Below are 21,871 nucleotides of genomic sequence, written 5' to 3'. Positions count from 1 at the left end.
GTGTGCAAGGTCAGATGGCAGGCGGACTCTCGTCCGGCAACGCCGGTATCGTCTTGGGCAGGTCGGGACAACCTGCGAGGAAATCGTCCTCGGACAGGTCGTGACGGCTCGGGAGGTCCGTGACTTCGGCCCTGCTCACCACCCGCTGAATACCCAGCTCGCGCACGCTGCGCTCCCGCTGGGAGAGCAACAACGGAAAACAGTCGTCCTCGTTCATCGGGTCCCCACCCCTGTCGATCGATGTTCTGGAATTCGCACAGGGGTGTAATCGGATAACGCCCCATGAAGCGAACGGGTCCTGCTGCGGGATATGTGCTCCCGCCGATCACGGTAGCGGCTGTCTCCCCCCGGCCGCCAGAGATTTCCAAAAACGTTTCCTCATGCGTTCGTTGGATCGTTCATCGAGCACATGAAGACATACCTGTGGTGCGGGCCGCCCGGCCTCCGATAAAGCGGTTCGCGAGCGAGTTGGCTTTTCCAACGTGGCGAATGTAGCGGGGTTTTGAGGTGACGGCAAGCCCCAACGTCTGCTCGTGCGAAAGGAGTTGGATGCCTCCGTTTGTGCAGGTCGGGCAAAAATGGATATGCGGGGTGAAGTGGGCGAATCGGGCAGGCGAACTGAGTCGGTCGGGGCCCCTGCTCGGTTAACTATTGGTTGACATGATCGCGATCGTCAACTTAGCCTCCCTCGTACGACCCGAGGAAGAGCAGGTGGCACGTGGAGACAGGTGAGGAGTTCGGGCCGTGGCTGGCCCGACAGCTCAAGCTCGCGGGGAAGACGCAGGCCGAACTGGCCAAGGAGCTCGGACTGACCCGAGCCGCCGTCTCCGCGTGGATCGCCGGGCGGTCGACCCCGCGCCCGACCGTCATGACGGACATTGCCAAGGCGCTCGGCACGGACGTCGGCACGGTGCACACCCGCACCACCGATACCCAGGCCGGCCTCCCGGTCTCCTGGTACCACCGCCCCGGCTATCCCGACGACGGCCGTGACCTGGGCAACGCCGCGGCCTTCGCCTTCGACGCCGACGTCCAGGTCCTCGCACGCGAGACGTGCCAGAACAGCCTCGACGAGCGGCTGACGGAGAACGGCCGCCCCGTTCGGGTCCGCTACACCCTGCACGAGTTGACCGGTGAGCACCTGGACGCCTTCCGCGAGGCGATCCTCTGGAACGACCTCTTCCCGCACTACTCCGCCGTCTCGGAGCTCGCCGGTAACCAGAAGGTCGGCAGAGTCGTCGACGCCGGTGTGCGCGACATGTACGAGAAGGGGCGTCTGATCCTTCTGCGGGTCGACGACTACAACGCCTCCGGACTCACCGGTGACGACTACGAGGACGGCAAGTTCGCCGCTGTCGTCCGGCGCCAGCTCGAGAGCCTGAAGACCGGTACCGCCGCCGGTGGTTCGTACGGTCTGGGCAAGGCGACGCTGTGGGCCACCAGCGCCCTCGGTCTCGTGCTCATCAACTCCACCCTGTCCGTGCCGCACGAGGGGCGTACCGAGCGACGGGTGATCGGCCGTCTCGAACTGCCCTGGCGGAAGGTCGACGGACACACCTACGCGGGCCCCGCCTGGTTCGGGCGGCCCGACCCCGACAAACGGGGCGCCGAGGTCGCCCGTTCCTGGTGGGCGGACGAGGAGACCGTGGACCGCCTGCATCTGAGCAGGGAGAGCGACGAGCCCGGCACGTCCTTCCTCATCGTGGGCGCGCACGACGTGGCCAGCCTCGAGGAAGAGGACTTCCACGATCAGGACGGGAAGCCCCGCGCCGAGGAGGGCCCCGAGGACACCCGCGACATCAGCAGGATGCACGGCCGCCTGGTCGAGGCGCTGGGCCGCGACTTCTGGGCCGCCATGATCGGCGGAGGCGGCCGACTCCCCCTCCTGGAGGTCTCCGTCCGCGCCCTGCGCAACGGCGAGGTGGTCGTGCCGGAGACGAAGGTGGACCCGTCCGTCGAGCAGCCTTCCCGTACCCGCGCCCTGCGGGCCCACTACGAGGGCATCACGGTGGACCGGCTCACCGAGGCCGGTCAGGTGGCGTCCAGAAACGTTCCGCTGAAGCTGCCGCTGACCGGAGGCGCCCGGGGGACGCTCGGTACGCACCAGGCGGTCCTGCTGGTCACCGAGGCCGCCGGTGACAAGGACACCCCCAAGAACCGGGTGCACTCGCTGCGTGGCAACCGCATGACGGTCAGGAAGGCGCCGGTTCCCAACCTGCCGATCGGCACCAACCCCTTCCAGGCCGTACTCCTGGTCGGCGAGGCCGCCGGTGAGTCGACCCCGTTCGCGAAGGAGGCCGAGGAGTTCCTGCGGGCGGCGGAACCGCCCGAGCACGACCGCTGGGGGCAGACGGAGGAGCTGACCCTGCGCTGGTCCCCTTCCGCGTACCGGCGGATCCAGAATCTGACCACCGAGGTCAACAGCGCGGTCAGGGAACTCGTCGCCCGCCCGAGACGAAGCAAGGGCGAAGGTGGCGAAGCCCTGCGCAAGGCACTGACCGTCAAGAGCCGACCCAAGGCCAAGGTGCCTACCGGCCCGGTGGTGCCGGTGCTGGACGCGCTCGACGCGACGATCGGCGACCAGGGGGAGTGGCTGATCACGGCCGAGGTGAAGATCCCGCGTGGTGACGAGATCGTCCCGATGGTGCCGGTCGCCCAGTTGGACGTCCGCTCCGGAGGACGCCCGCGCCTCGACTGGGCGGAACTCGTCGCCGTGGAGGGCTGCGAGGTGGAGAACGGAACCCTGCGCTTCCCGCCCGGCACACGCCGCGCGAAGTTCCGAGGAGCCACCGACGCCTCCAGCCACCCGGTGAGGACCACGCTCACCCGCCTCGTCGTCGAACTGCGTGCCGGCAAGGAGGCGTGACGCGTGAAGATCTACCCGTACAAGCGACTCAGTCGCCCGATCACGCTCAGGGTGACGTCGGTCTCCCTCAAGCTCTCCGACGGCACCCGTGATCCACTCGACACCAGCGCCTACTCGGTACAGGAGCAGGCCGTCGCCCTCGGCGTCGCGGGCCACGCGGACTGGGTGAGCGCCACGATCGGTCTCACCGCCACGCTGCCGCCCGGCGCCGACGCCCCGGACGCGGCCTGGTCCGATCTGTGCGTCCTCGCCGTGTTGACCGACGGGGAGACCAACGTCCGCACCTCGACGGTCCTCGCACGGGACACGGAGGACAGCCACGACTGGTCGGGCTCCCTGGAACTGCACCGCGACGACCACCTGGGACGTGCTCACCTCAGCGCGTACGCCGTCGGAACGGTCGACGGAGTACGCGGACGGTCGATCACCGAGACCGACCGGAACTGGATCGTCGACACCGTCTCCGACGAGCCGGTCAGAGGGCTGCGACTGGACGTCCGGAAGGCGTCGTTCAGCAAGAGCTCCAGGGAATGGCTGCACGCCTACGCCGACGCCCCCTGGCTCGTGGACACCACGGCACGGGTCCCCACGGTGTACGTCAACACCGACATCGACGGCATCGTCGGACTGCTGGACAGCAACGGATCCGGCGTGGAGAGCAAGGTGCGCGATCTCCTCGTCGCCCAGATGGCCACGGACGTGTGGACGGCGGTCTTCCACGGCGCCATCGGCGACCTGGAGGTGGAACCGGGCGGCGGCCCGGTCTTCCCGACCGACTGGCAGGGCGAGGTGCTGCGGGAGATGCTCCCGGACGTCGTCCCCGGTGTGCACGTCGAGGAGGCCCTGCGTCAGGTCCACCGCCGGCGCACCGGCGAGTCGGGCTGGGGCGAGCTGCAGACGCGCATCCATTACGCGGCGGTCCGGCGCGCCGAGGCCGCCAAGGCGGTGGGCTACATGATCCGCAGCCTGGAACGGACGAACAGGGAGAGCGAGTCGTGATCACCCAGCCCCACCACGTACCGGAGCGCCTGGCACGGCTCTCCGGCTCGGCCGCCGACACCTTCCTCACGGAGGGACTGCTCAGGGGCGAAGAGGTCCACAGCGGCCTCGACCTCGCCAAGGTCGTCGAGCCTCTTCCCGAGGACGACGCCAGGTGGGGGGTCGAGCCGATCCGCAGCCTGGTGGACGACGCCATGTTCGCCTTCGACAAGGAGCGCACCCGGGCCGACGCGTGGCTGGCGCCCCGGCTCCATGCCACGCTGCGACTGACGCGGCAGGAAGCGGCGGACAGCAGGCTGTGGAACCACTTGGCGCTGGCTGTCGCCCCTGACTACGTCGTCTGGCGTCACTTGTCGGATTCGTCTCGGCGTGTGGCTGCGGCGCGCTTCCAGGGTCCTGCGGACCGGCAGTGCTTCTCCCGCCTGTGGTGGGCGGCCGAACTCTTCCGGAACGGGGCAGACTACGGGCCGGTCGAGATCGCCTGCGGCAACCAGGACCTCATCCACACCGTTCTCCGGATGGACCTCATCGACCACCGTCCCACAGCACAGGCGTTGGTCCGTCTCCTGAAGAGCGGGAAGGTCACCACCGGACGGGAGATCAACGGCTTGGGCGTCACCATCAACGCGGCCGGAGCAACCGTGATCTACGACGCCCTCGCGCCGGACGAGCCCCGGGACCCCGCCCGTCTGCGGGACTGGATCGAGGAGGCGCAGACGGCTCCACCGGTCTCGCGCCACGTCCTCCCGGAGGGGCCCGACGAGGACCCCGCTCCGGAGAAGTCCGTGACAGCGCTCACCGACTACTTCACCGACCTGTTCGAGACCGCCCCGGTCAGGGGCCGGAAGAGCGAGGACTGATTCGGCGGAGTCGAGCTACTCGGGACGCGGGCAGCGGGCGGTGCAGTCGTCCGCTGTTCCGCACCCGTGGCTCCGCAGTTTGGCCCGCTGTTCCTCGGTGGCGGGCACCCACGGCTTCCGCAGCGCGTCCGGGGTCGGTGCGGGAAGTCCGAGCGCGGCGCTCAGGAGGTGCGCGCCGAAGAGGGGCGGCACGGCGTTGCCCACCTGCTGGGCCTGGGCCGTCCCCGACCAGGGGTAGTCCGGCGGGAAGCTCTGCAGCATCCCCGCCTCGTTCATGCTGAACCTCGGACCCTCACACACGACGTGGGGGTGGTGGTCGCCGACGGGTTCGAAGACCACGAAGCGCGAGATACGTCCGGTGACGGTGGTGGCGGGCTGTCGATCGGTCCGCACTCCGCGTCGCTTCGGGTCTCCGGAGCTGCCGTAGTTCGACCGGACCCAGAAGGGTGTCCTCCGCCCCGGGTGCGTGCCGACCGGCTCGGCGAGGGCGTCGCCCATCGACGTCCAGTGCTCCAGACCGTCGTCCTCCGTGGGGCCCTGTCCAGGCTCGGGGATCTCCATGTCGTAGAGGGTCGGCTGAGCCGTGGAGACCGCGGTGCCGCTGTTCCTGCGGTTCCACCCCTTCGCCTCGTAGGTGCGGTGGGTCGGTGCGGGCAGCGAGGGCTTGCCGAGTCCCTCACGACGAGCGATCAGCACGGCGCGAGATCGGGTCTGCGGCACTCCGTAGATCTCGGTGGCCAGGACGCCGACGACGACCTGGTACTTGGTGCCGTCGGGAAGACCGACCTTCTGCAGGACCTCGGCGTAGCTCTCCCAGAGCGCCCGCACGGCGGGGACCTGCTCCAGGACGATGACGTCGTACGGCCGGTGGCCCCGGTTCGGACTCCTGGTCGCCTGGATCGCGTACCGGAGGGGTTCGAGCACCAACGCGGTGCGCGGGTCGCTGAGGTTCTTCAGATCCTCGTCGATCTTCTCGTCGGGATCACCCGCCATGAGCCGTGCGATGAACTCCTTGACCTTGTCCAGAGCTTCACGTCCCGCGCCCTTACCGGCCACCGAGTACGTCTGGCACGGAGGCCCGCCGGCGAGCACGTTGATCTCCGGTGGGAGGGATTCGAAGGACTCCCTGCGGACCGCGCTCACGTCGGCGTGGAGGGTGTCCAGGCCGGCCGCGTAACGCGTCAGGCACGCGCTCTTGTCCCACTCGATCCCGAGACTCGGGACGCCCAGCCGGTGACCAGCGACGTCCAGCCCACCGGGCCCTGCGAAGAGGTCCAGGACAAAGGGCTTGTCGAGGATGGACTGGTGGGGCGGCGTGCTGGTCATGTGGCGGAAGTCTAGCCGGCAGCGGGGGTCTCTGGCTCCCCGCGCAGAGCATCGGCAACGGCCCGACCCAGGGCCAGACCGACGGGCGGCGGTGTCGCGTGCCCGATCTGGCGGTAACGGGCGGTCTTCAGGCCCGTGACCTCCCAGGACCCGGGGAACCCCTGGAGGAGCGCCGCCTGCTCCACTGTGATTTTCACCATGTTGTCCTTGCCGAGCCGAGGGTCCCACACGAAGTCGGGGCCGGGGACCTCGTTGCCCACCGTGTGGGCGTTGACGCCCATCGTCGCCCACTTCCGTTTGGCTCCGGTCGGCCCGAGGTCGGCGCCACCTCGGTTCTTCGAGCCTCCGACCAGCGTCGGAGCCGGCTGGTCGGCCTGGGCGGCCCACCGGGCGGCGTCCGGCCAACCGCGTGCCGCCATGGACTGCGCCAGGACGGCGCCGACCGTCCGCGGTTCCGACACCGTGGGTGTCGGTGGCCGGAAGGCCCCGGCCCAACGCCGCTCGACGGCCACCAACACACCCTGCTTACGGTTCTGCGGCACTCCGAAGTCGACTGCGTTCACGACGAGCCATCTGAACTCGTAACCCAGGTGAGCCAGTTCGGCGCGCGCGAAGTCACGGAAGCTCTGGTACCTGTCCGAGTGGGCGAGATCGGGGACGTTCTCGATGATCACCGCTCGCGGCCTGATGGCGTGGGCCAGGTAGACCGTGGCCTTCAACAGGCGCTCCTCCAGGCCCGATTCGGCCCGTCGGGCGGTCGCGCTCGACTTCACCCGCGGCAGTCCCGCCGAGAGGAGGTCCACGTCATGGCTCTCGGGATGCTCGGACGGGTCGAAGTCGAGCAGGTCGGCGCCGAGCACGTTCCAGTGCGGCCGGTTGGCCCGCAGGGTCGCGACGGCGTCATCGTCGTCGTCCAGGAGCAGACGCGGCTCGAATCCGGCCTGCTCCAGGCCGAGGGCGAGCCCTCCCGCCCCCGAGCACACGTCCACGAAGGTCAGTCCCCCCACGTCTCCTGCTTTCCCGCCCGTTCCCCCAGGCGCCGCTCCACGGCCGCTCTCACCCGAGCGGCCACCTCTACCGGATCCTCATGCTCCCAGAAGCGCAGCACCGTCCACCCCAGGGCGGTCAGATGCTCCGTCGTCTCCCGGTCGCGGGCCATGTTCCGGTCCAGCTTGGTGCGCCACCACTCGGCGTTGGACTTCGGTTGCGTGGCGTGCTGGGGGCATCCGTGCCAGAAGCAGCCGTCGATCAGAACGGCCACCTTGGCGCGGGTGAACGCCACGTCGATACGCCGCCGGGCCATGCCCGGCACCGGGTACTCCACGCGATAGCGAAGCCCGGCCGCGTGCAGCAGGCGCCGAACGGACAGCTCGGCGTTCGTGTCTTTGCTGGCCTGGCGGGACATGCGCGCCGAGACGGCGGGGGAGGAGGGCTTCACGTTGTCCAATACTGCCGCGCCCCATGAACGTACGTCGTTTCGGTCGGTGAAGACCGCATCCTGCCGGCTCGTTCTGACCACACGGAAACGGACCAGCCGGCCGGGGGCCGGGCGGCACGGCGTCGGGGACGGCCGTACCGGGCTCATATGAGCGCGGTACGAACACTTCGCGGGGAAGTTGCTCACGTCGCGCGAGGTAGGTGTTCTGGCGGCGGACCCGACCGGGCTACCGCCCCTTCCACCCGCCCCGCAGGGACGACAGCACCAGCCGCCCGTACCGCGTCGTCAGCACCCCGGCCGTCACCACCACCGACAGGGCCAGGGCGATGAGGAGGTGGGAGAGGGAGTCGTCGTCCAGGACCTGGAGGATGCCGAGGGCCGTGCCCAGGGGGAGGCCGAGGATGGTGAGGACGCCCAGGGCGCCGCTGATCTGCTGGCTCTCCTGGGTCTGGACCAGCCGGCTGTAGTCGGCGGCCTCGGTGAGGATCTCGGTGAAGCGCTGCGGCAGCCGGTGCTGGTTCTGGAAGGCGAGCAGCAGCTCGTTCGCCGGGCCGTGGGCCGTGAGGTGCTGCCGCCAGTAGCCGCTGCGGAAGAGCGCGATGTTGCGTTCCAGGGTGGCGACCCGGCGGGCCAGGCGCCTGGGGGAGGCGAAGACGTCCGACAGCTCGTCGGTGAGTTCGTCGATGTGGTCGCGTTGCAGGGAGCCCAGCAGCAGGGCGTCGAGGTAGACGGTGCGGGAGTGCAGCGCGCCGAAGCCGTAGAAGTCGCCGTCGCCGGTGTCCGGCCGGTGGCCGAGGAAGGCGGCGCCCTGCCGGAGGACCAGGGCGCTCCAGTCCGCGGAGATGCGCACGGTGTCCTTGAGGTGGTTCGCGGCCGTCTCGGGGGCCAGGGGGAAGTCCTGGGGGTTGGAGCGGGAGGCCAGCTGCCACAGCCAGCGGTCGGCGGTCGCGGGCAGCTCTCCCTCGAGGCCGTCGCGCAGTGCGGGCGTGTGCCGTGCCGTCGGGGACAGGAACGCGACCGTGTACGGGCGGGCGACGGCGAAGGGGGTGGTGAGGTCACGGACGTCGGCGATGCCGTCCAGGAGCCGGACCGGGTCGAACGGGCCGGTGAGCCCGGCGAACGGTGTGCCGAGGGCGGCCGAGCCCCGGCCGGCGATGTCCCGCAGGACCGGGAGCAGTGGTCTCTCCACGGTGAAGTGGAGCACGGCCAGGGCGTGTTCGGGGGCGCGCGCGGTGGCCGCACGGAGGAGTTCCACGCCGATCAGATGCAGTCCGTCGTGCTTGACGTCCATCGGCAGGTGCCAGCGGCGCGGGCGCCCCGGAGCCCCGTAGAGGGCACGGGCCGAGGCGGGGGCGAAGTACGTCGACCGTGTCGCCGCGTCCGTACGACGGCTGCCCAGCTCGAACGGGAACGGACCCTGCGCCCAGCCCGGGGTGCGACGCAGCCGTGCGGGCAGGAGGACGGTCAGCTCCTGCCGGGCCCCGGTGACGTCGTCGAGGGCGGGGGTGGCGTCGGCCGCGGTCACCGGTAGTACTCGGCGGGGTCGGGCTGGTCGAGCCGGATGACGGGCTCCGCTCGGCCGGTGACGTGGTGCACGGACTCCTTCGGCCACATCGCGTCCAGCTCCTCGTACGGGAGCCGGACCCGCCCCTCGGGGACGTCCTCACCGTCGTAGTGCCCTCGTACGTCCTGCCGTTCCACGGTGCCCCTCGCGTATCCCCGTTGACGCGTCTCCATGGCCGAAGGGCAGGCTACCGGGGGCCGGGACGGCGGCAACAGTGCGTAGAGCGGCAGGTGTTGACCGCTTCCGTCGACGACGGCGCCGCGTCCGTCGTGCGGTTCCCGACGGCGCGGCACCGGTGGCGGCCGTGTGCCGGCACATGAGCGCGGCGCGAACACTTCGCGGCGAAGCGATCGCGCCGCGCGAGACCGGTGTCCTGTCGGCGAGGGCGACGGCGCAAGGGGCTCAGCCCCGCGCCTTGTCCGCCAGGAATTCCGCCAGCCCGTCCAGCAGCATGCCGCTGCCCTGTTCCGCCATGTCCCGTTCCTCCGCCGTGTCGCTCGTCTGACGGAGGACGATCTCCGTGCGGTCCGGGTCCTGTTCCGTGAGTTCCAGGGACATCGTCGCCGGGTCCGGCCGGCCGGGGACGTCCATGCCGAGGACCAGGCGGTGCGGCTCGGCCACCTCCACGTAGGAGCCGGTCAGCGGGAACGCGCCGCCGTCGGGGGTGAGCATCGTGGACTTCCAGGCGCCGCCGGGGCGTACGTCCATCTCGACGGAGCCGGGGGCGGCGTGGGCCCACTGGGCGTACTGGTCGGGGGTGGTCCAGGCTTCCCAGACCCGGGCCACGGGGGCGTCCAGGACGCGGGTCAGGGCGTAGGAGAAGCCCTCGGCCGCGGTGGTCTGCTCGGTGCTCATGTGCCGTCTCCATCTTTCGGGTTTCCGGGGCCTCACGCCTCGCGTGAGGTGGTCGCACCTGTAGACGTCCGTGGACGCGGAACCTCATCGGCCCGCCGAGGGGTTCTTCGCGGGATCCCGTGCGCCCGTCGCGGTGCCGCGGCCACGTCGGGCCAGGTCGTCGCCCACACCCCCGGCCCTGGCCTCGGCCCGAACAGGCCCGACCGCACACCGCACACCGCACACCGGGCTCGCCGTCGGGGTGAACGTCCGCCGCGCCCGGAGCGCGGCCGCGTCGGCACGGCGATGCCGCGCCGCCCGTGCCTCATCCCTCGGCCGCGAGGCGGTCCAGCCACTCCCTCAGCAGGTGCTGCTCCGCCCCGCTGAGGGGCGTCCGGTCGGACAGGGCGGCGCGCAGCGCGCGGGCGGCGCCCGCCGGGCCCGGCTCCTGCACGGCCGGGCGCTGGTTGGTGACGGCGGTGACCATGGATTCCCGCAGGGTGGTCAGGAGGGCCGGGTCGCGCCGGTCCTCGGGCAGGGAGAGCCAGGTGAGCACCGCGCCGCGTGCCGTGGCGTGGATGATCTGGGCCGCGAGTTCCTCGTCGACGCGGAGCAGGCCGGCGGCGGCCAGGCGGCGGATGCGGCCCCTCAGGATCTCCATGCCGGTCTCGAAGGCGGCCGAGGGGGTCCTGGCGGGCTCGGTGTACATCAGGGTGTACAGCGCGGGATTGGCCAGGCCGAACTCGACCGCGACGTCCCAGCCGGCCCTCAGGTCCTCGATGAGATCCGGCGGGTCCGGGTCGACGCGCTTGGTGGCGAGGAACGAGGCGAAGCCGTACTCGGCCACGGCGTCGAGCAGTCCGTCCTTGTCGCCGAACAGCCGGTAGATGGCCGGCGGCTGCATGCCCGCCGCATCGGCGACCGCGCGGGTGGTGACCGCGTCGCGGCCCCCGCGCTTCAGCAGGTCGATGGCGGCCTCGACGACCCGCCGACGGGGCTCCTCCCGGCTCGGGGGCGCGGGATCGGACTTGGCGGCGGTGTCGCTGTTACCGCGACGTGAAGGCGATGGCACGTATCGATGGTAGCGCTCTGTCGGTTCCGTCGTTAGTATCGGTGATACGTTGAATGCGTTTCCACTGGAATCAGTGGGCCGTGCGTATGCCGTACATATGGGGAGACATCATGATCATCGTGACCGGAGCCACCGGACAGCTCGGCCGTCAGATCGTCGAGAGGCTGCTCACGCGCGTACCGGTGGAGAGGGTCGGCGTCAGCGTCCGCGATCCGCGGAAGGCACAGGCCAAGGCGTTCGCGGAGCGGGGGGTGCGGGTCCGGCAGGGCAGTTTCACCGACACCGCCGGGCTCGCCCACGCCTTCGAGGGCGCCTCCCAGGTGCTCATCGTCTCCGTCGACACGATGGGCGAGGAGTGCGTCAAGCAGCACCGTGCGGCGATCGAGGGGGCCGTCGCGGCGGGCGCCCGGCGCATCCTCTACACCAGCCAGATAGGAGCCGGCGCGTCGTCGCACTTCCAGGCGTGCCGCGACCACGCCGCCACCGAGGAGGCGCTGCGCGACTGCGGCGTGCCGTTCACCGCGCTGCGCAACGGCTTCTACGCCGCCAGCGCGGCGCACTTCCTCGAGCCCGCCGTCGAGTCCGGCCGGATCGCGCTCCCCGCGGACGGGCCCGTCAGCTGGACCGCGCACGCCGACCTCGCCGAGGCGGCCGCCGTCATCCTGGCCGACGAAGGCCGCTTCGACGGCCCCACCCCGCCGCTCACCGGAGGGCAGGCCCTCACCTTCGACGACATCGCCCGTATCGCCACCGAGATCACCGGCCGCACCTTCACGAGGACCACCACGCCCGACGACGGGTTCCGGGAGCAGCTGGTGGGCCACGGCGTTCCCGCCGAGACGGCGGGCCGGCTGCTGGGCATCTTCGCGGCCGCCCGGGCCGGCGAGTTCGCCGCCGTCGACCCGACCCTGGCCACCCTGATCGGCCGCGAACCCGTCACCCTCGGCGAAGCGCTGCGCGAGCGCCTGCTCGGCGGGTGACGCAGCCTCCCGCCCCGCCCGGGACCACCCTCAGACCACCGCCCACACCCCCAACGCCAGCCCGAACAGGACCAGCACCACCCCCCACACCAGGTACGTCCCCGGGGTGAACGTTTGCTGCGTCCGGACCACGACCACCCGGCGCGGATCCTCCGGGTCGTAGCGGACGACGACCTTGTGGCCGACGTGGAGGGCGTGGAGGTGGGCGTTGAGGGGAGCGCGGCGGTAGGTCTGGCGGTGCGGGCCCGCCTGGTAGCGGACCTGGGCCGGATGGAGGACCGGGCCCTCGCGGCGGGGGCCGCGGGCGACCTCGCCGTCCGTGCGGGTGCCCCGGGCGCCGAGGAGGCGCAGGCCTCGCCGGACACGCAGGGCGAGGTGGGTGACGCGGACGCCGTAGGCCGTCCACCCGGCGGCGAAGAGCAGGGCGATGGTCAACCAGGGCTGGGACATGGCGGGCTCCCCCCGAGGCACACGTCGGTCGACCCGAGCGTCGTCCCGGTGGTCCGGTACCGGCGTCAGGTGGCCCCGGAGAGACGCGTCCCGTCACGCCTTGGTTCCGTGGCACTCCCCGTAGGTCCGGCCCGAACCGCACCAGCACTCCGCGCCCCGCTGCGGAGGCCACGCCACCGCGCGGCCCCGGGCCGCCAGGGTCGTCGCGTACTGCGGCAGCAGCGTCGCGTCGGACGGGGACGTGCCCTCCGAGGCCGCGAACGCCTCGTACGACGGCACCGTCCCCCGGACGACACCCAGGTTCGGCGTGCCCGACGAGGCCAGTTCGCGCAGGGCCGCCTCTATCGCCGCCAGGTGCTCCTCGTACGAGGGGTACTCGGCGGACAGGGACGGGTGCGCCTCCAGCAGCTCCGCCAGCTCGTCCGCCGGCCAGTGGAGCATGGCCACGGGGAAGGGACGGGACAGGGCCTCGCGGTACGCGCCCAGCTCGGCACGCAGGCGGGAGATCTCCGCCCGCAGGTCGGCCGGATCGTCCGAACCGAGGGACCAGACGCGCTTCGGGTCGTGCAGCTCGTCCAGGGACACCGGCATCGAGTGGAGGGTGTCCGCCAGGCGGTCCCAGTCGTCGTGGGGCGCGCCCAGCATGCGCCGTACGCGGTGACGCCCGTACAGCAGCGGATGCGTGGCGTACGGCGGTTCGGCCACGTCCGTCAGGAGCAGACGGGCGCCCTCCGTGAACGTCTCCTGGGCCGCCTCCAGTTCGTCGTGGGCCTCCAGGGCCTCGGCCACGATCACCCAGGGGGCCGGGTCACGCGGCGCGGCCGTGCGGACGCCCTCGATGATCGCCCTGGCCTCGGCCTCGTGGCCGTACTCCCAGAGGTTCGACGCCTTGAGCGCGCGGACCAGGGACGGGCTCTCCAGTCCGTCCGGCGAGGACAGCAGGCGGTCGTAGAGCTTGGTCGCGGCGGGACGGTCGCCGGACAGTTCCAGGTGGGCCGCGGCGCGCACGAGGAGGGCCTCGGTGTCCTCCGGGTACAGACCGGCGGTCCGCTCGAGGCGGGCGGCTTCGGCGGTGTGGTCGACGTTTTCGGCAGGCGTGTCGGGGCGCATGGGTGACACCGTACTGCCGAGAGGTGACGAAGGTCAGGGGGCCACAGGCCAGAGGCCGGGACCGGGGACGGAGACGGAGCGGAGGGTCAGAAGGAGTACCGGCTCCCCGGCAGCAGGGTCGCCACGCGGATCAGGACCGCCGTCAGCGTCCCGACCCACAGCAGTACGCCGAGCCACATGCCGAGCACCGCCGTCCGGTAGCGCTCCGGCGAGTCCAGGACCACGCTGTCGGGGGCGCCGGGGAGGTGGCGCAGGTGGACGCGGGCGCCCTTGGCGAGCCGGTGGGCGTCCGTCGCGCCGGGGAGGGCGTGCACGTGCTCGGTGCCGTCGCCGTCGGTCCATCGGACCACCGGGTGCAACGTCGGGTAGGTGCCCTCGCGGGACGCGACGTGGTCCGACACCACGCCCTCGGCGTGACGGCCCAGGCGGCGCACCACGTGCTCGGTGATCGCGATCCTGGCCTCGACGGCCGTGAGGGCGAGTCCGCCGAGGAACGGTATGAGGGCCAGGAACCAGTAGACAGTCATGGGCGCAGAGCCTAGGGCGGCACCCGGTGCGCAGGGACATCCCCGGCCACCCGGAGCGCAGGGACGCCCGGCCACCCGGAGCGCCCGGCCACCCGGAGCGCCCGGCCACCCGGAGCGCAGGGACGCTCGGACCCGCCGCCGCCGTCGCCGCCGGTGGCCGCCCGGAGCCCGCCCGGGCGGCCCGGTGTCCGCCCGCGCGCTGTCGGGCGCCGTATCGGGTCCTGTATAACTGGGGCAAACGCGCGTACGAGAGGGGGGAGTCGCTCATGACCCGAGACCGGGCCGTCCCGCGTCCCCTGTCCGTGCTGCTGCTGGTGCTCCTGCCCGTCGCCCTCGTCGACGTCGGCAGCCTCTCCGCCACCGTCGCGCTCGCCGCGACCGCCGCGGCCGGTGCCGCGCTCGCCGTCTGCGCCCTGATCGCCGCGCGCTGCGTGCCCGCCGTGCCGCCCACCCGGGTGCGCACGGCCATCAGGGACCGGGACCGCCGTACGGCCTTCCTGCCGCAACGCGATCCCGACGCCCCCGGCCGCCGCCGGCCACGGGCACCCGGACACGCCCCGACGGCGACCACCGCGTAGGGCATCCCTTCACCACCGCAAGGCCCATGCACCTGCGCGGGTCGTCATGCCGCACACCCCGATCACCGATCGCACCGGCACGACGAGACCCCCGGAGGGCTCCTCACCCATGTCCGTTTTCGCCAGCCTGGTCGAGCACCTCGCCGACCTGCTCCAGCCGCTGTTCGGCGCCTCCGCCGCGGCCGCCGCCATCGTCCTGTTCACCGCACTCGTACGCCTCCTCGTCCACCCCCTGTCCCGGGCCGCCGCGCGCGGGCAGAAGGCGCGCACCGCGCTCCAGCCGAAGATCGCCGAGCTGCGGCGCAAGCACGCCAGGAACCCCGAGAAGCTGCAGAAGGCCGTCCTGGAGCTGCACGCCGAGGAGAAGGTGTCGCCGCTGTCGGGCTGCCTGCCCAGCCTGTGCCAGCTGCCCGCGTTCTTCCTCCTCTACCACCTCTTCTCCAGCACCTCGATCGGCGGCGAGGCCAACGCCCTCCTGTCCCACCGGCTGTTCGCCGCGCCGCTCGGCGGACGGTGGGCCGACGCGCTCGGGGACGGCGGGATGTTCGGCGGCGCCGGGCTCGTGTACGCGGTGCTGTTCGCGCTGGTCGCCTGTGTCGCCGCCTTCGGCTACCGGCTCACCCGGCGGACCATGGCGGCCCGGCCGGTGCTGCCCGCCGCCGGTGACGGGGACCAGCAGGTGCCCGGGCTGGGGGCGATCACCAAGGTCATGCCGTTCATGTCCTTCTTCACGCTCGTCACCGTGGCCGTCGTACCGCTGGCCGCCGCCCTCTACATTGTCACCAGCACGACGTGGAGCGCCGTCGAACGGGCCGTCCTGTACCGCTGAGCCCGGGCGCCGGTCCGCGGTGACGGTCCGTGGTGACGGTCCAGTACGTGAACGGGGTATTGCGGAGCGGAAGCCGACCTTGGACGATCGAACAAGTCCTCCGATGGCTGCGCGCTGCCGCAACCAGACCGCACCTCATCGGGCGGGCGCCCGCGAATGAGGGAGTTGGGGATCATGAAGCTGCTGCGAGTCGGTACGGCGGGGTCGGAACGGCCCGCGCTGCTCGACGCCGAGGGGACGCTGCGTGACCTGTCGGGCCTGGTGACGGACATCGACGGCGAGCTGCTCGCCGACGACGCGGCGCTCGACCGGGTACGGGCCGCCGCAGGCTCCGGCGAGCTGCCCGCCCTGGACGCCGCGGGGCTGCGCGTCGGACCGCCCCTGGGGCGCATCGGCAAGATCGTGTGCATCGGGCTCAACTACCACGACCACGCCCGCGAGATCGGGGCCGAGCCGCCCGCCGAACCGGTCGTCTTCTTCAAGGCGCCGGACACGGTCGTCGGGCCCGACGACACCGTGCTCGTGCCGCGCGGCTCCCTCAAGACCGACTGGGAGGTGGAGCTGGCGGTCGTGATCGGCCGTACGGCCCGCTACCTGGACTCGGCCGAGGAGGGGCTCGCGTGCGTCGCGGGGTACGCGGTCGCGCACGACGTGTCCGAGCGGGAGTTCCAGATCGAGCGGGGCGGGACCTGGGACAAGGGCAAGAACTGCGAGACGTTCAACCCGCTCGGCCCGTGGCTGGTGACCGCCGACGAGGTGCCCGACCCGCAGCGGCTGTCGCTGCGGCTGTGGGTGAACGGGGAGCTGAAGCAGGACGGGACGACCGCGGAGCAGATCTTCCCGGTGGGGGAGGTCGTGCGGTACGTGAGTCAGTTCATGGTGCTGCGGCCCGGTGACGTCATCAACACCGGGACGCCGGCGGGGGTGGCGATGGGGCAGCCGGAGCCGAAGCCGTATCTGCGGGCCGGGGACGTGGTCGAGCTGGAGATCGAGGGGCTGGGGCGGCAGCGGCAGGAACTGAAGGACGCCTGAGGAGCCGTCTCATCCGCCGGACCGGTCCGCCGGGCCGGCGGTCAGGTGGTCCGGCGGCCGTGGCTGGGCGGTGGGCGCGGGTCGCGGCGGGGCGCCGAGCGCGGGCCGCGGCCTCCCGCCGGATCCGTCTCCGGTCCGCCCGTCCCCCGCCGGGCCGCCCGCCTCCGCCTTCCCATGGCGCCGTCCGGGCTCACCGCGAATCCGTCTGCGTACGGGTGCCGGCCTGTTCGAGTTCCCGGGTGACGGCCTGTTTGTCCTGGCCGTGCAAGGTCTTCTCGAGGCTGTGATCGTCCCGGCGGGAGAAACGCTCGCCCCGGGCGACGTCGTCCTCGCTCAGACTGCGCCCGCACCACTCGCCTCGGCCGACGGTGCCGTGGTCGAAGGGGACGGAGGCGCCCTCCCCGAGCACCGTCCACTGGCCGGCGGACCAGCGGAGGGCGAGGAGGTAGGTGTGGCCGGGCTCCAGCCGGGGAGCCGCCGCGGTCGTCCGCTTGACGCGGTCGTCGCTGCCGCGGAAGACCTGCCAGCCGGCGGCCACCATCTCGAAGCCTTCGCCCAGCGACTGCCGGGAGCGCTTCGAGCTCCACAGGACGTCGTCCGTGCGGAAGGTCACCGCGCGGTCGGTCTGGTACCGGAGCGTGCCCTTGTCGAAGTCGCGCCGGTTGGCGTCCTTCTCGGCCGTCGGCGTGGCGATGACGACGTAGTCGGCGCCCGCGACCCAGTCCTTCGCCGTCTGGGAGGGGGAGCTGTCGCTGGGGATCCCGCAGCCCACCACCGTGTCCAGACCGCCGTGGCCGACCAGGACGCTCGCGGCGATCCCCGCCAGAGCCAGGACCGCGACGACGGGACCGCTCGTCAGATGGTGGATGCCCCTCGTGCGCACGGCTACCGAGCCCTTCGAGCCGGGGCGAGGGCGGAGCCGGCGGCGCCCTCCGCACTCGCGACGGTCACGGTGCCGGCCGGCGTCGCAGCGGTGACAGCGGTGATCGAGCCCGCACGAATCCGTGCGCGCGCGGAACAGCCGGCGTGCGGCATGCCAAATCCCCCATATCGACGGTGTCCCCCGGTCACTGGTCGATGCGCGCGATGGCGGAGGGGTCGGATCCGCCGAGCGTGACGATCATGTTAGGTGTGCGGTGATCGACGGGAACGTAAGTTCACTTCGCGGGTGGCGTGAAAGCTCCCTCGCCTCATTGTGCTCGTTCGAACAACTCGCCCTCTATCAAGGTGAGTTAGGGGTGAACGGTTGGTGGCGGATGCTTTCCTTGGCTGACCAGAAGTGACTGGTTTCGTTCTGTCGTGGTGCCGTGCGCCGTCCACGTCCGGACGGTGCCCCCCTCGAACGGCTGCTCACCCCGGCAGGGCGGCCGGCCTGCGCCGGCCCGCGCCGGCCTTCCCTCGGCGCGGACGCCGGGTCGGCCTCCACCACGTTCCGGGACCGCTCCGCCCGCGTCCGGACGGAGTTCCCGACCACCCGTAACACGCCGGACCGGCACGGGACGTGTCCTGAAGAGATCTTCAGACGCCCGAGGTGAGCGCGTTACGGTTGCAACTTGGTCCGTCGGCAGGCGGCTTGGTCCTTGTCGACGGGGGAGGGCATCCCCGAGGGGGGGGAGGCGGTGGTGTCGACGTTCTTGGAGGACGGGCAATGGATTCGGCCGCGGGACTGGCCTTCGGCGTGGGGCTGACAACGCTGGGCGTGATGGTTCATTACGTCAAGAACCAAGCTGCGAGCGGAAGAATCCAGCGCAACTCCGCGGTGGGAATCCGGACCAAGGCGACGATGTCCTCGGACGGCGCATGGCGGACAGGGCACGCCTCGGCGGCCCCGATGCTGACGGTCACTTTCCTGACCGCCTACGCCACGGGCGCGATCTCGCTGGCGATCAGCCTCGCGTTGACGCTGAACGATGCCGAGAACCCGGCTGTCGTCATCGTCCCGCTGGCCGGGCTCGTCGTGGTTCTCGCGCTCCTCACCGCGGCGGCGGTCAAGGCGAATTCGGCTGCCCGCGCAGTCGGTCGTCCGGAAAGGTAGTCCAGCTCGCACCGGACTGCTCGATACCGCCGCGTCACGCCCGGTTCGCAGGACGAGCCGGGCCGCGCATCACCGGGTGGAGGACGAGTACGGACCCGCTCGGCCGATGCGGGCGGTAGGCCCGGGGCGGCGCGGCAGGGAATCGGCGGGGCTCCCGCGTTCCCGGGGAAGGGCTTCGAACCCTTCCGGGTTTCCCCCGACGGCGCGGGAGCCCCGCGCAGGGGTTGTTGCGTCGTTCGCAACCGCACGGTGACTGTTCCGGGCGACTCACCCCGGCAGGACGGCCGGCCGGCGCCGGTCCTCCCTCGGTGCGGACGCCGGGTCGGCCTCCACCACCCGGAGGGCGACGTGGCCGGTGCCCGCGTCGTTCATCGGTTCCGATCCCTCCGGTGGGCATGTGACCGTCTGTCGTACGTCGTGTGCCGACCGGAGGGGGACGGCGATGATTCCCGGGTACGGCCGTCCGGCGCCGCCGTCCGGGCCCGTCCGGTGCCGCCGTCCGGGCTACTCGCCCAGGAACCGCTCCAGCGCCTCCACCACCAGCCGGTGGTCCTCCACCTGCGGCAGTCCCGACACCGTCACCGCGCCGACCACGCCCACGCCCTCCACGGTGACCGGGAAGGAACCGCCGTGCGCCGCGTACGTGTCCGGGTCGAGCCGCGAGGAGTCCTCGAACGTCGTGCCCTTGGCCCGGAAACGGGCGCCCACCAGGTACGACGCGCAGCCGTACCGCTCCACCACCCGGCGCTTGCGGGCGATCCAGGCGTCGTTGTCGGGGGTCGAGCCGGGCAGGGCCGCGTGGAAGAGCTGCTGGCCGGCCCGGTGGATGTCGACGGCGACGGGTGCCCGGCGCTCGCGGGCCAGCTCGACCAGGAGCGAGCCCAGCGCCCACGCGTCGTCGTGGGTGAACCGGCGGAAGACCAGGCGGCGTTCCTGCTCCTCCAGCTCCTCGACGGTCGGAGCGGGGACCTGTTCGCGCGTCACAGGGACACCACCACTCCGTCGCGGGCCGAACGGCGGGCCGCCTCCAGGACGTCCAGGGCGGCGGCCGCCTCCAGGACGCCGACCGGGTTGGGGCCCTGCTCCCGCAGCGCCTTCGCCACCGCCGCGTAGTAGGCGGGGTAGTCGCCCGGGACGGACGCCTCCACGCGTCCGCCGCCGGTCAGCGGGGACTCCCCGGAGCCCACGCGGCCCCACAGCGACTCGTCCTCCTCGCCCCAGCCGGGGCCCGGCCGCCTGCCCTCGCGCAGCGCGGCCTCCTGCGGGTCCAGGCCGTACTTGACGTAGCCCGCCCGCGAGCCCAGTACCCGCAAGCGGGGGCCGAGCTGGGCGGCGGTGGAGGAGACGTACAGGTGCGAGCGGACGCCGTTCGCGTGCGTGATCGCGATGAACGTGTCGTCGTCGGCCTCGGCGCCCGCGCGCCGCACGACCGACTCGGCGTAGACCCGCGCGGCCGGGCCGAACAGGACGAGCGCCTGGTCGACGACGTGGCTGCCGAGGTCGTACAGGAGACCGCCGATCTCCGCCGGGTCGCCCGACTCGCGCCAGCCGCCCTTGGGCTGCGGCCGCCAGCGCTCGAAGCGGGACTCGAAGCGCCACACGTCGCCCAGCGCGCCCTCGTCCAGCAGCTTGCGCAGGGTGAGGAAGTCGTTGTCCCAGCGACGGTTCTGGAAGACGGAGAGCAGCAGGCCGCGCTTGTCGGCCAGCGCCGCCAGCTCGCGCGCCTCGGCCGCCGTGCCCGCGACCGGCTTGTCCACGACGACCGGCAGACCGGCCTGAAGGGCGCGCGTGGCGAGCGGGACGTGGGTCTTGTTCGGGGACGCGACGACGATCAGGTCCAGCTCGGCGGCCCGGTCGAACAGCTCGTCCGGCGTGGCGACGGTCCGCACGTCCGGGAACTCGTCGCGGGCCTGCCGCTGCCGGTCGGGGTCGGAGGTGACCACCGTGTCCAGGGCCAGGCCCTCGGTGGCGGCGATCAGCGGGGCGTGGAAGACGGAGCCCGCGAGGCCGTAGCCGACGAGACCGACGCGCAGGGGGGTGCCGGGGGGAGTACCAGTCATACGTCCCACTTTGGCAACGCTGTTGCCAAAGTGCAAGCGCCGGAGACAATGGGGGCGTGAACAGGGCTGACGGCGGGGGAACGGGCGACGGTGCGCGGAGTGCCGCGACGGACGGCGGCATGCGCGGTGCCGGGAGCGGGAGCGGCGTGCGTGGGGGCGGGCGCGGTGGTGCGGCGGGCGGGGCGAACCTGCTCGCCCTGCGCAGCCACAACACCGCCCTGGTCCTCGACCTGCTGCGCACCGCCGGGACACCGGGCATCAGCCGGCTCGAACTCGCCGAGCGCACCGGGCTCACCCCGCAGGCGGTCAGCAAGATCACCGCACGGCTGCGGGCGGAGGGCCTCGCCGCCGAGGCCGGGCGCCGCGCCTCCACGGGCGGCAAGCCGCGCACGGTGCTGCGGCTGGTGCCGGAGGCCGGGCACGCGGTCGGCGTGCACCTGGACCGGGACGAGCTGCGGGCCGTGCTGGTCGACCTGGAGGGGACGGTCGTGGGGGAGCGGCGGTCCCCGCTGGACCTGGGCGCGGGGGCGCCGACCGTGCTGGAGGGGGTGGCGCGGGCGGCCGGGGAGCTGGTCGCCGACGTGCTGCGCGTGCCGGACGGCCGTCTCGCCGACGCCCCCACTCTCCTCGGGCTCGGCGTCGCCCTCCCGGGGCCCCTCGACCACGTCCGGGGCGTACTGCACCGGGTCACCGGTTTCCCGGAGTGGGACGGCTACCCGCTGCGGGACGCGCTGACCGGGCGCCTGGGCGTGCCGGTCGTCGTCGACAAGGACACCAACGCGGCGGCACTGGGGCTCGCGGTCGGCGGCGAGGGGGGAGGCGAGGGCGGGTCCTTCGCCTACCTGCACCTCGGCACGGGACTCGGCGCCGGCCTCGTCTTCGGCGGCGCCGTGCACCGGGGCGCCCGGACCGGGGCCGGGGAGTTCGGGCACCAGGTCCTCCAGCTGGACGGACCGCCCTGCACCTGCGGCGGGCGCGGCTGCATCGAGGCCCTGTGCCTGGGTGCCGTCGCCCGCGGCGACCTCGCCGAGGCGGCCCGGGTGCTCGGCGCCGGCGCCGCCAACCTCGCCGGGCTGCTCGACATCGACCTGGTCCTGCTCGGCGGCCGTACCGTCGCCGCCGCGCCCGAGGTGTTCGTCTCCGGGGTCGGCGCGGTCCTCGACGCCCGTGCCCGGCGAGAGGGCGGGCGCGAGGGCGCCGTACCGGTGCGGACCGCGCCCGGCGGGACGCGCGGGGTCGCCCGGGGTGCGGCCCAGCTGCTGCTCGCGCCGCTGTTCGGGCGGGGCGACGGCCCCTGACCGGCGTACGGGG

General features: G+C 72.3%; 23 protein-coding genes. 9 read left to right on the top strand and 14 right to left on the bottom strand.

Annotated elements, in window-relative coordinates:
• Window positions 1-10: 10 nt before the first annotated feature.
• Window positions 11-217 carry a hypothetical protein gene (locus ACIRFH_RS02035; RefSeq protein ID WP_403516621.1) on the bottom strand — a complete coding sequence of 69 codons (207 nt, stop codon included), beginning with the start codon at window positions 215-217 and terminating at the stop codon, window positions 11-13.
• A gap of 501 nt (window positions 218-718) precedes the next feature.
• On the opposite strand from ACIRFH_RS02035, the gene ACIRFH_RS02030 reads away from it, so the two are divergent.
• From ACIRFH_RS02030 to ACIRFH_RS02020, 3 genes are read left to right on the top strand one after another with little or no spacing between them, the layout of a single operon-like run.
• Entirely contained in the window at window positions 719-2,866 is a 2,148-nt protein-coding gene (locus tag ACIRFH_RS02030) for a helix-turn-helix transcriptional regulator (RefSeq protein ID WP_403516620.1), read from the top strand.
• Window positions 2,867-2,869: 3 nt separating this feature from the next.
• On the top strand, window positions 2,870-3,865 hold the full coding sequence (locus ACIRFH_RS02025; protein WP_403516619.1) for a hypothetical protein: 996 nt from the start codon (window positions 2,870-2,872) through the stop codon (window positions 3,863-3,865).
• Window positions 3,862-4,725, top strand: coding sequence for a DUF6339 family protein (locus tag ACIRFH_RS02020; protein WP_403516618.1), 864 nt, complete (start codon window positions 3,862-3,864; stop codon window positions 4,723-4,725). Before ACIRFH_RS02025 ends, ACIRFH_RS02020 begins: the two co-directional genes overlap by 4 nt.
• A 15-nt stretch (window positions 4,726-4,740) precedes the next feature.
• Here the strand turns inward: ACIRFH_RS02020 and ACIRFH_RS02015 are convergent, their stop codons facing one another.
• The 7 genes from ACIRFH_RS02015 to ACIRFH_RS01985 form a co-directional block, all read right to left on the bottom strand.
• Window positions 4,741-6,051 (bottom strand): DNA cytosine methyltransferase, encoded by a 1,311-nt coding sequence (locus tag ACIRFH_RS02015; RefSeq protein ID WP_403516617.1) that lies wholly within the window; start codon window positions 6,049-6,051, stop codon window positions 4,741-4,743.
• An 11-nt stretch (window positions 6,052-6,062) separates the two neighbouring features.
• Complete coding sequence (locus tag ACIRFH_RS02010) at window positions 6,063-7,058, bottom strand: DNA cytosine methyltransferase (protein ID WP_403516616.1); 996 nt, start codon at window positions 7,056-7,058, stop codon at window positions 6,063-6,065.
• Window positions 7,046-7,456, bottom strand: coding sequence for a very short patch repair endonuclease (locus ACIRFH_RS02005; protein ID WP_403516651.1), 411 nt, complete (start codon window positions 7,454-7,456; stop codon window positions 7,046-7,048). The genes ACIRFH_RS02010 and ACIRFH_RS02005 overlap by 13 nt, the downstream gene beginning before the upstream one ends.
• A 259-nt stretch (window positions 7,457-7,715) precedes the next feature.
• A complete protein-coding gene (locus ACIRFH_RS02000; protein WP_403516615.1) occupies window positions 7,716-9,014 on the bottom strand; it encodes a hypothetical protein in 1,299 nt (432 codons plus the stop codon).
• Window positions 9,011-9,226, bottom strand: coding sequence for a hypothetical protein (locus ACIRFH_RS01995; protein ID WP_403516614.1), 216 nt, complete (start codon window positions 9,224-9,226; stop codon window positions 9,011-9,013). The genes ACIRFH_RS02000 and ACIRFH_RS01995 overlap by 4 nt, the downstream gene beginning before the upstream one ends.
• Before the next feature lie 229 nt (window positions 9,227-9,455).
• Window positions 9,456-9,908 (bottom strand): SRPBCC domain-containing protein, encoded by a 453-nt coding sequence (locus ACIRFH_RS01990; protein ID WP_403516613.1) that lies wholly within the window; start codon window positions 9,906-9,908, stop codon window positions 9,456-9,458.
• Window positions 9,909-10,212: 304 nt separating this feature from the next.
• The gene (locus ACIRFH_RS01985) at window positions 10,213-10,959 is read right to left on the bottom strand and encodes a TetR/AcrR family transcriptional regulator (protein ID WP_403516612.1); all 747 of its coding nucleotides are present in this window, start codon (window positions 10,957-10,959) and stop codon (window positions 10,213-10,215) included.
• A 110-nt stretch (window positions 10,960-11,069) separates the two neighbouring features.
• Between ACIRFH_RS01985 and ACIRFH_RS01980 the strand changes: the two genes are divergently transcribed.
• On the top strand, window positions 11,070-11,939 hold the full coding sequence (locus ACIRFH_RS01980) for an NmrA family NAD(P)-binding protein (RefSeq protein ID WP_403516611.1): 870 nt from the start codon (window positions 11,070-11,072) through the stop codon (window positions 11,937-11,939).
• A gap of 30 nt (window positions 11,940-11,969) precedes the next feature.
• Here ACIRFH_RS01980 and ACIRFH_RS01975 read toward each other — a convergent pair whose 3' ends face one another.
• The 3 genes from ACIRFH_RS01975 to ACIRFH_RS01965 all read right to left on the bottom strand — a co-directional run bounded on the left by ACIRFH_RS01975 (window position 11,970) and on the right by ACIRFH_RS01965 (window position 14,026).
• Window positions 11,970-12,389 (bottom strand): DUF3592 domain-containing protein, encoded by a 420-nt coding sequence (locus ACIRFH_RS01975; RefSeq protein ID WP_403516610.1) that lies wholly within the window; start codon window positions 12,387-12,389, stop codon window positions 11,970-11,972.
• Between the two features lie 93 nt (window positions 12,390-12,482).
• Entirely contained in the window at window positions 12,483-13,499 is a 1,017-nt protein-coding gene (locus tag ACIRFH_RS01970; RefSeq protein WP_403516609.1) for an SEC-C domain-containing protein, read from the bottom strand.
• 86 nt (window positions 13,500-13,585) lie between these two features.
• A complete protein-coding gene (locus tag ACIRFH_RS01965; RefSeq protein WP_403516608.1) occupies window positions 13,586-14,026 on the bottom strand; it encodes a DUF3592 domain-containing protein in 441 nt (146 codons plus the stop codon).
• A gap of 266 nt (window positions 14,027-14,292) precedes the next feature.
• Between ACIRFH_RS01965 and ACIRFH_RS01960 the strand changes: the two genes are divergently transcribed.
• The 3 genes from ACIRFH_RS01960 (at window position 14,293) to ACIRFH_RS01950 (ending at window position 16,465) form a co-directional block, all read left to right on the top strand.
• The gene (locus ACIRFH_RS01960) at window positions 14,293-14,604 is read left to right on the top strand and encodes a DUF6412 domain-containing protein (protein WP_403516607.1); all 312 of its coding nucleotides are present in this window, start codon (window positions 14,293-14,295) and stop codon (window positions 14,602-14,604) included.
• A gap of 109 nt (window positions 14,605-14,713) precedes the next feature.
• Window positions 14,714-15,433, top strand: a complete 720-nt coding sequence (locus ACIRFH_RS01955) for a YidC/Oxa1 family membrane protein insertase (protein WP_403516606.1) — start codon at window positions 14,714-14,716, stop codon at window positions 15,431-15,433.
• A gap of 174 nt (window positions 15,434-15,607) precedes the next feature.
• Window positions 15,608-16,465 (top strand): fumarylacetoacetate hydrolase family protein, encoded by an 858-nt coding sequence (locus ACIRFH_RS01950; RefSeq protein WP_403516605.1) that lies wholly within the window; start codon window positions 15,608-15,610, stop codon window positions 16,463-16,465.
• Between the two features lie 190 nt (window positions 16,466-16,655).
• Here the strand turns inward: ACIRFH_RS01950 and ACIRFH_RS01945 are convergent, their stop codons facing one another.
• On the bottom strand, window positions 16,656-17,348 hold the full coding sequence (locus tag ACIRFH_RS01945; protein ID WP_403516604.1) for a hypothetical protein: 693 nt from the start codon (window positions 17,346-17,348) through the stop codon (window positions 16,656-16,658).
• A gap of 765 nt (window positions 17,349-18,113) precedes the next feature.
• Here ACIRFH_RS01945 and ACIRFH_RS01940 point away from each other — a divergent pair.
• A complete protein-coding gene (locus tag ACIRFH_RS01940) occupies window positions 18,114-18,500 on the top strand; it encodes an SdpI family protein (RefSeq protein WP_403516603.1) in 387 nt (128 codons plus the stop codon).
• 504 nt (window positions 18,501-19,004) lie between these two features.
• On the opposite strand, the gene ACIRFH_RS01935 is transcribed toward ACIRFH_RS01940, so the two are convergent.
• Together ACIRFH_RS01935 and ACIRFH_RS01930 are read right to left on the bottom strand one after the other, a co-directional pair.
• Window positions 19,005-19,484 carry a heme-degrading domain-containing protein gene (locus ACIRFH_RS01935; RefSeq protein WP_403516602.1) on the bottom strand — a complete coding sequence of 160 codons (480 nt, stop codon included), beginning with the start codon at window positions 19,482-19,484 and terminating at the stop codon, window positions 19,005-19,007.
• Window positions 19,481-20,560: a Gfo/Idh/MocA family oxidoreductase gene (locus tag ACIRFH_RS01930; RefSeq protein ID WP_403516601.1), complete on the bottom strand. Its 1,080-nt coding sequence runs from the start codon at window positions 20,558-20,560 to the stop codon at window positions 19,481-19,483. The genes ACIRFH_RS01935 and ACIRFH_RS01930 overlap by 4 nt, the downstream gene beginning before the upstream one ends.
• Before the next feature lie 119 nt (window positions 20,561-20,679).
• On the opposite strand from ACIRFH_RS01930, the gene ACIRFH_RS01925 reads away from it, so the two are divergent.
• Window positions 20,680-21,858: an ROK family protein gene (locus ACIRFH_RS01925; protein ID WP_403516650.1), complete on the top strand. Its 1,179-nt coding sequence runs from the start codon at window positions 20,680-20,682 to the stop codon at window positions 21,856-21,858.
• Window positions 21,859-21,871: the final 13 nt, after the last annotated feature.

Source organism: Streptomyces sp. NPDC093586 (assembly GCF_044764905.1).
Classification (GTDB): Bacteria; Actinomycetota; Actinomycetes; order Streptomycetales; family Streptomycetaceae; genus Streptomyces.
The sequence above is the reverse complement of the archived record's forward strand: the minus strand, read 5'-3'. Positions and strand labels throughout refer to the sequence as shown.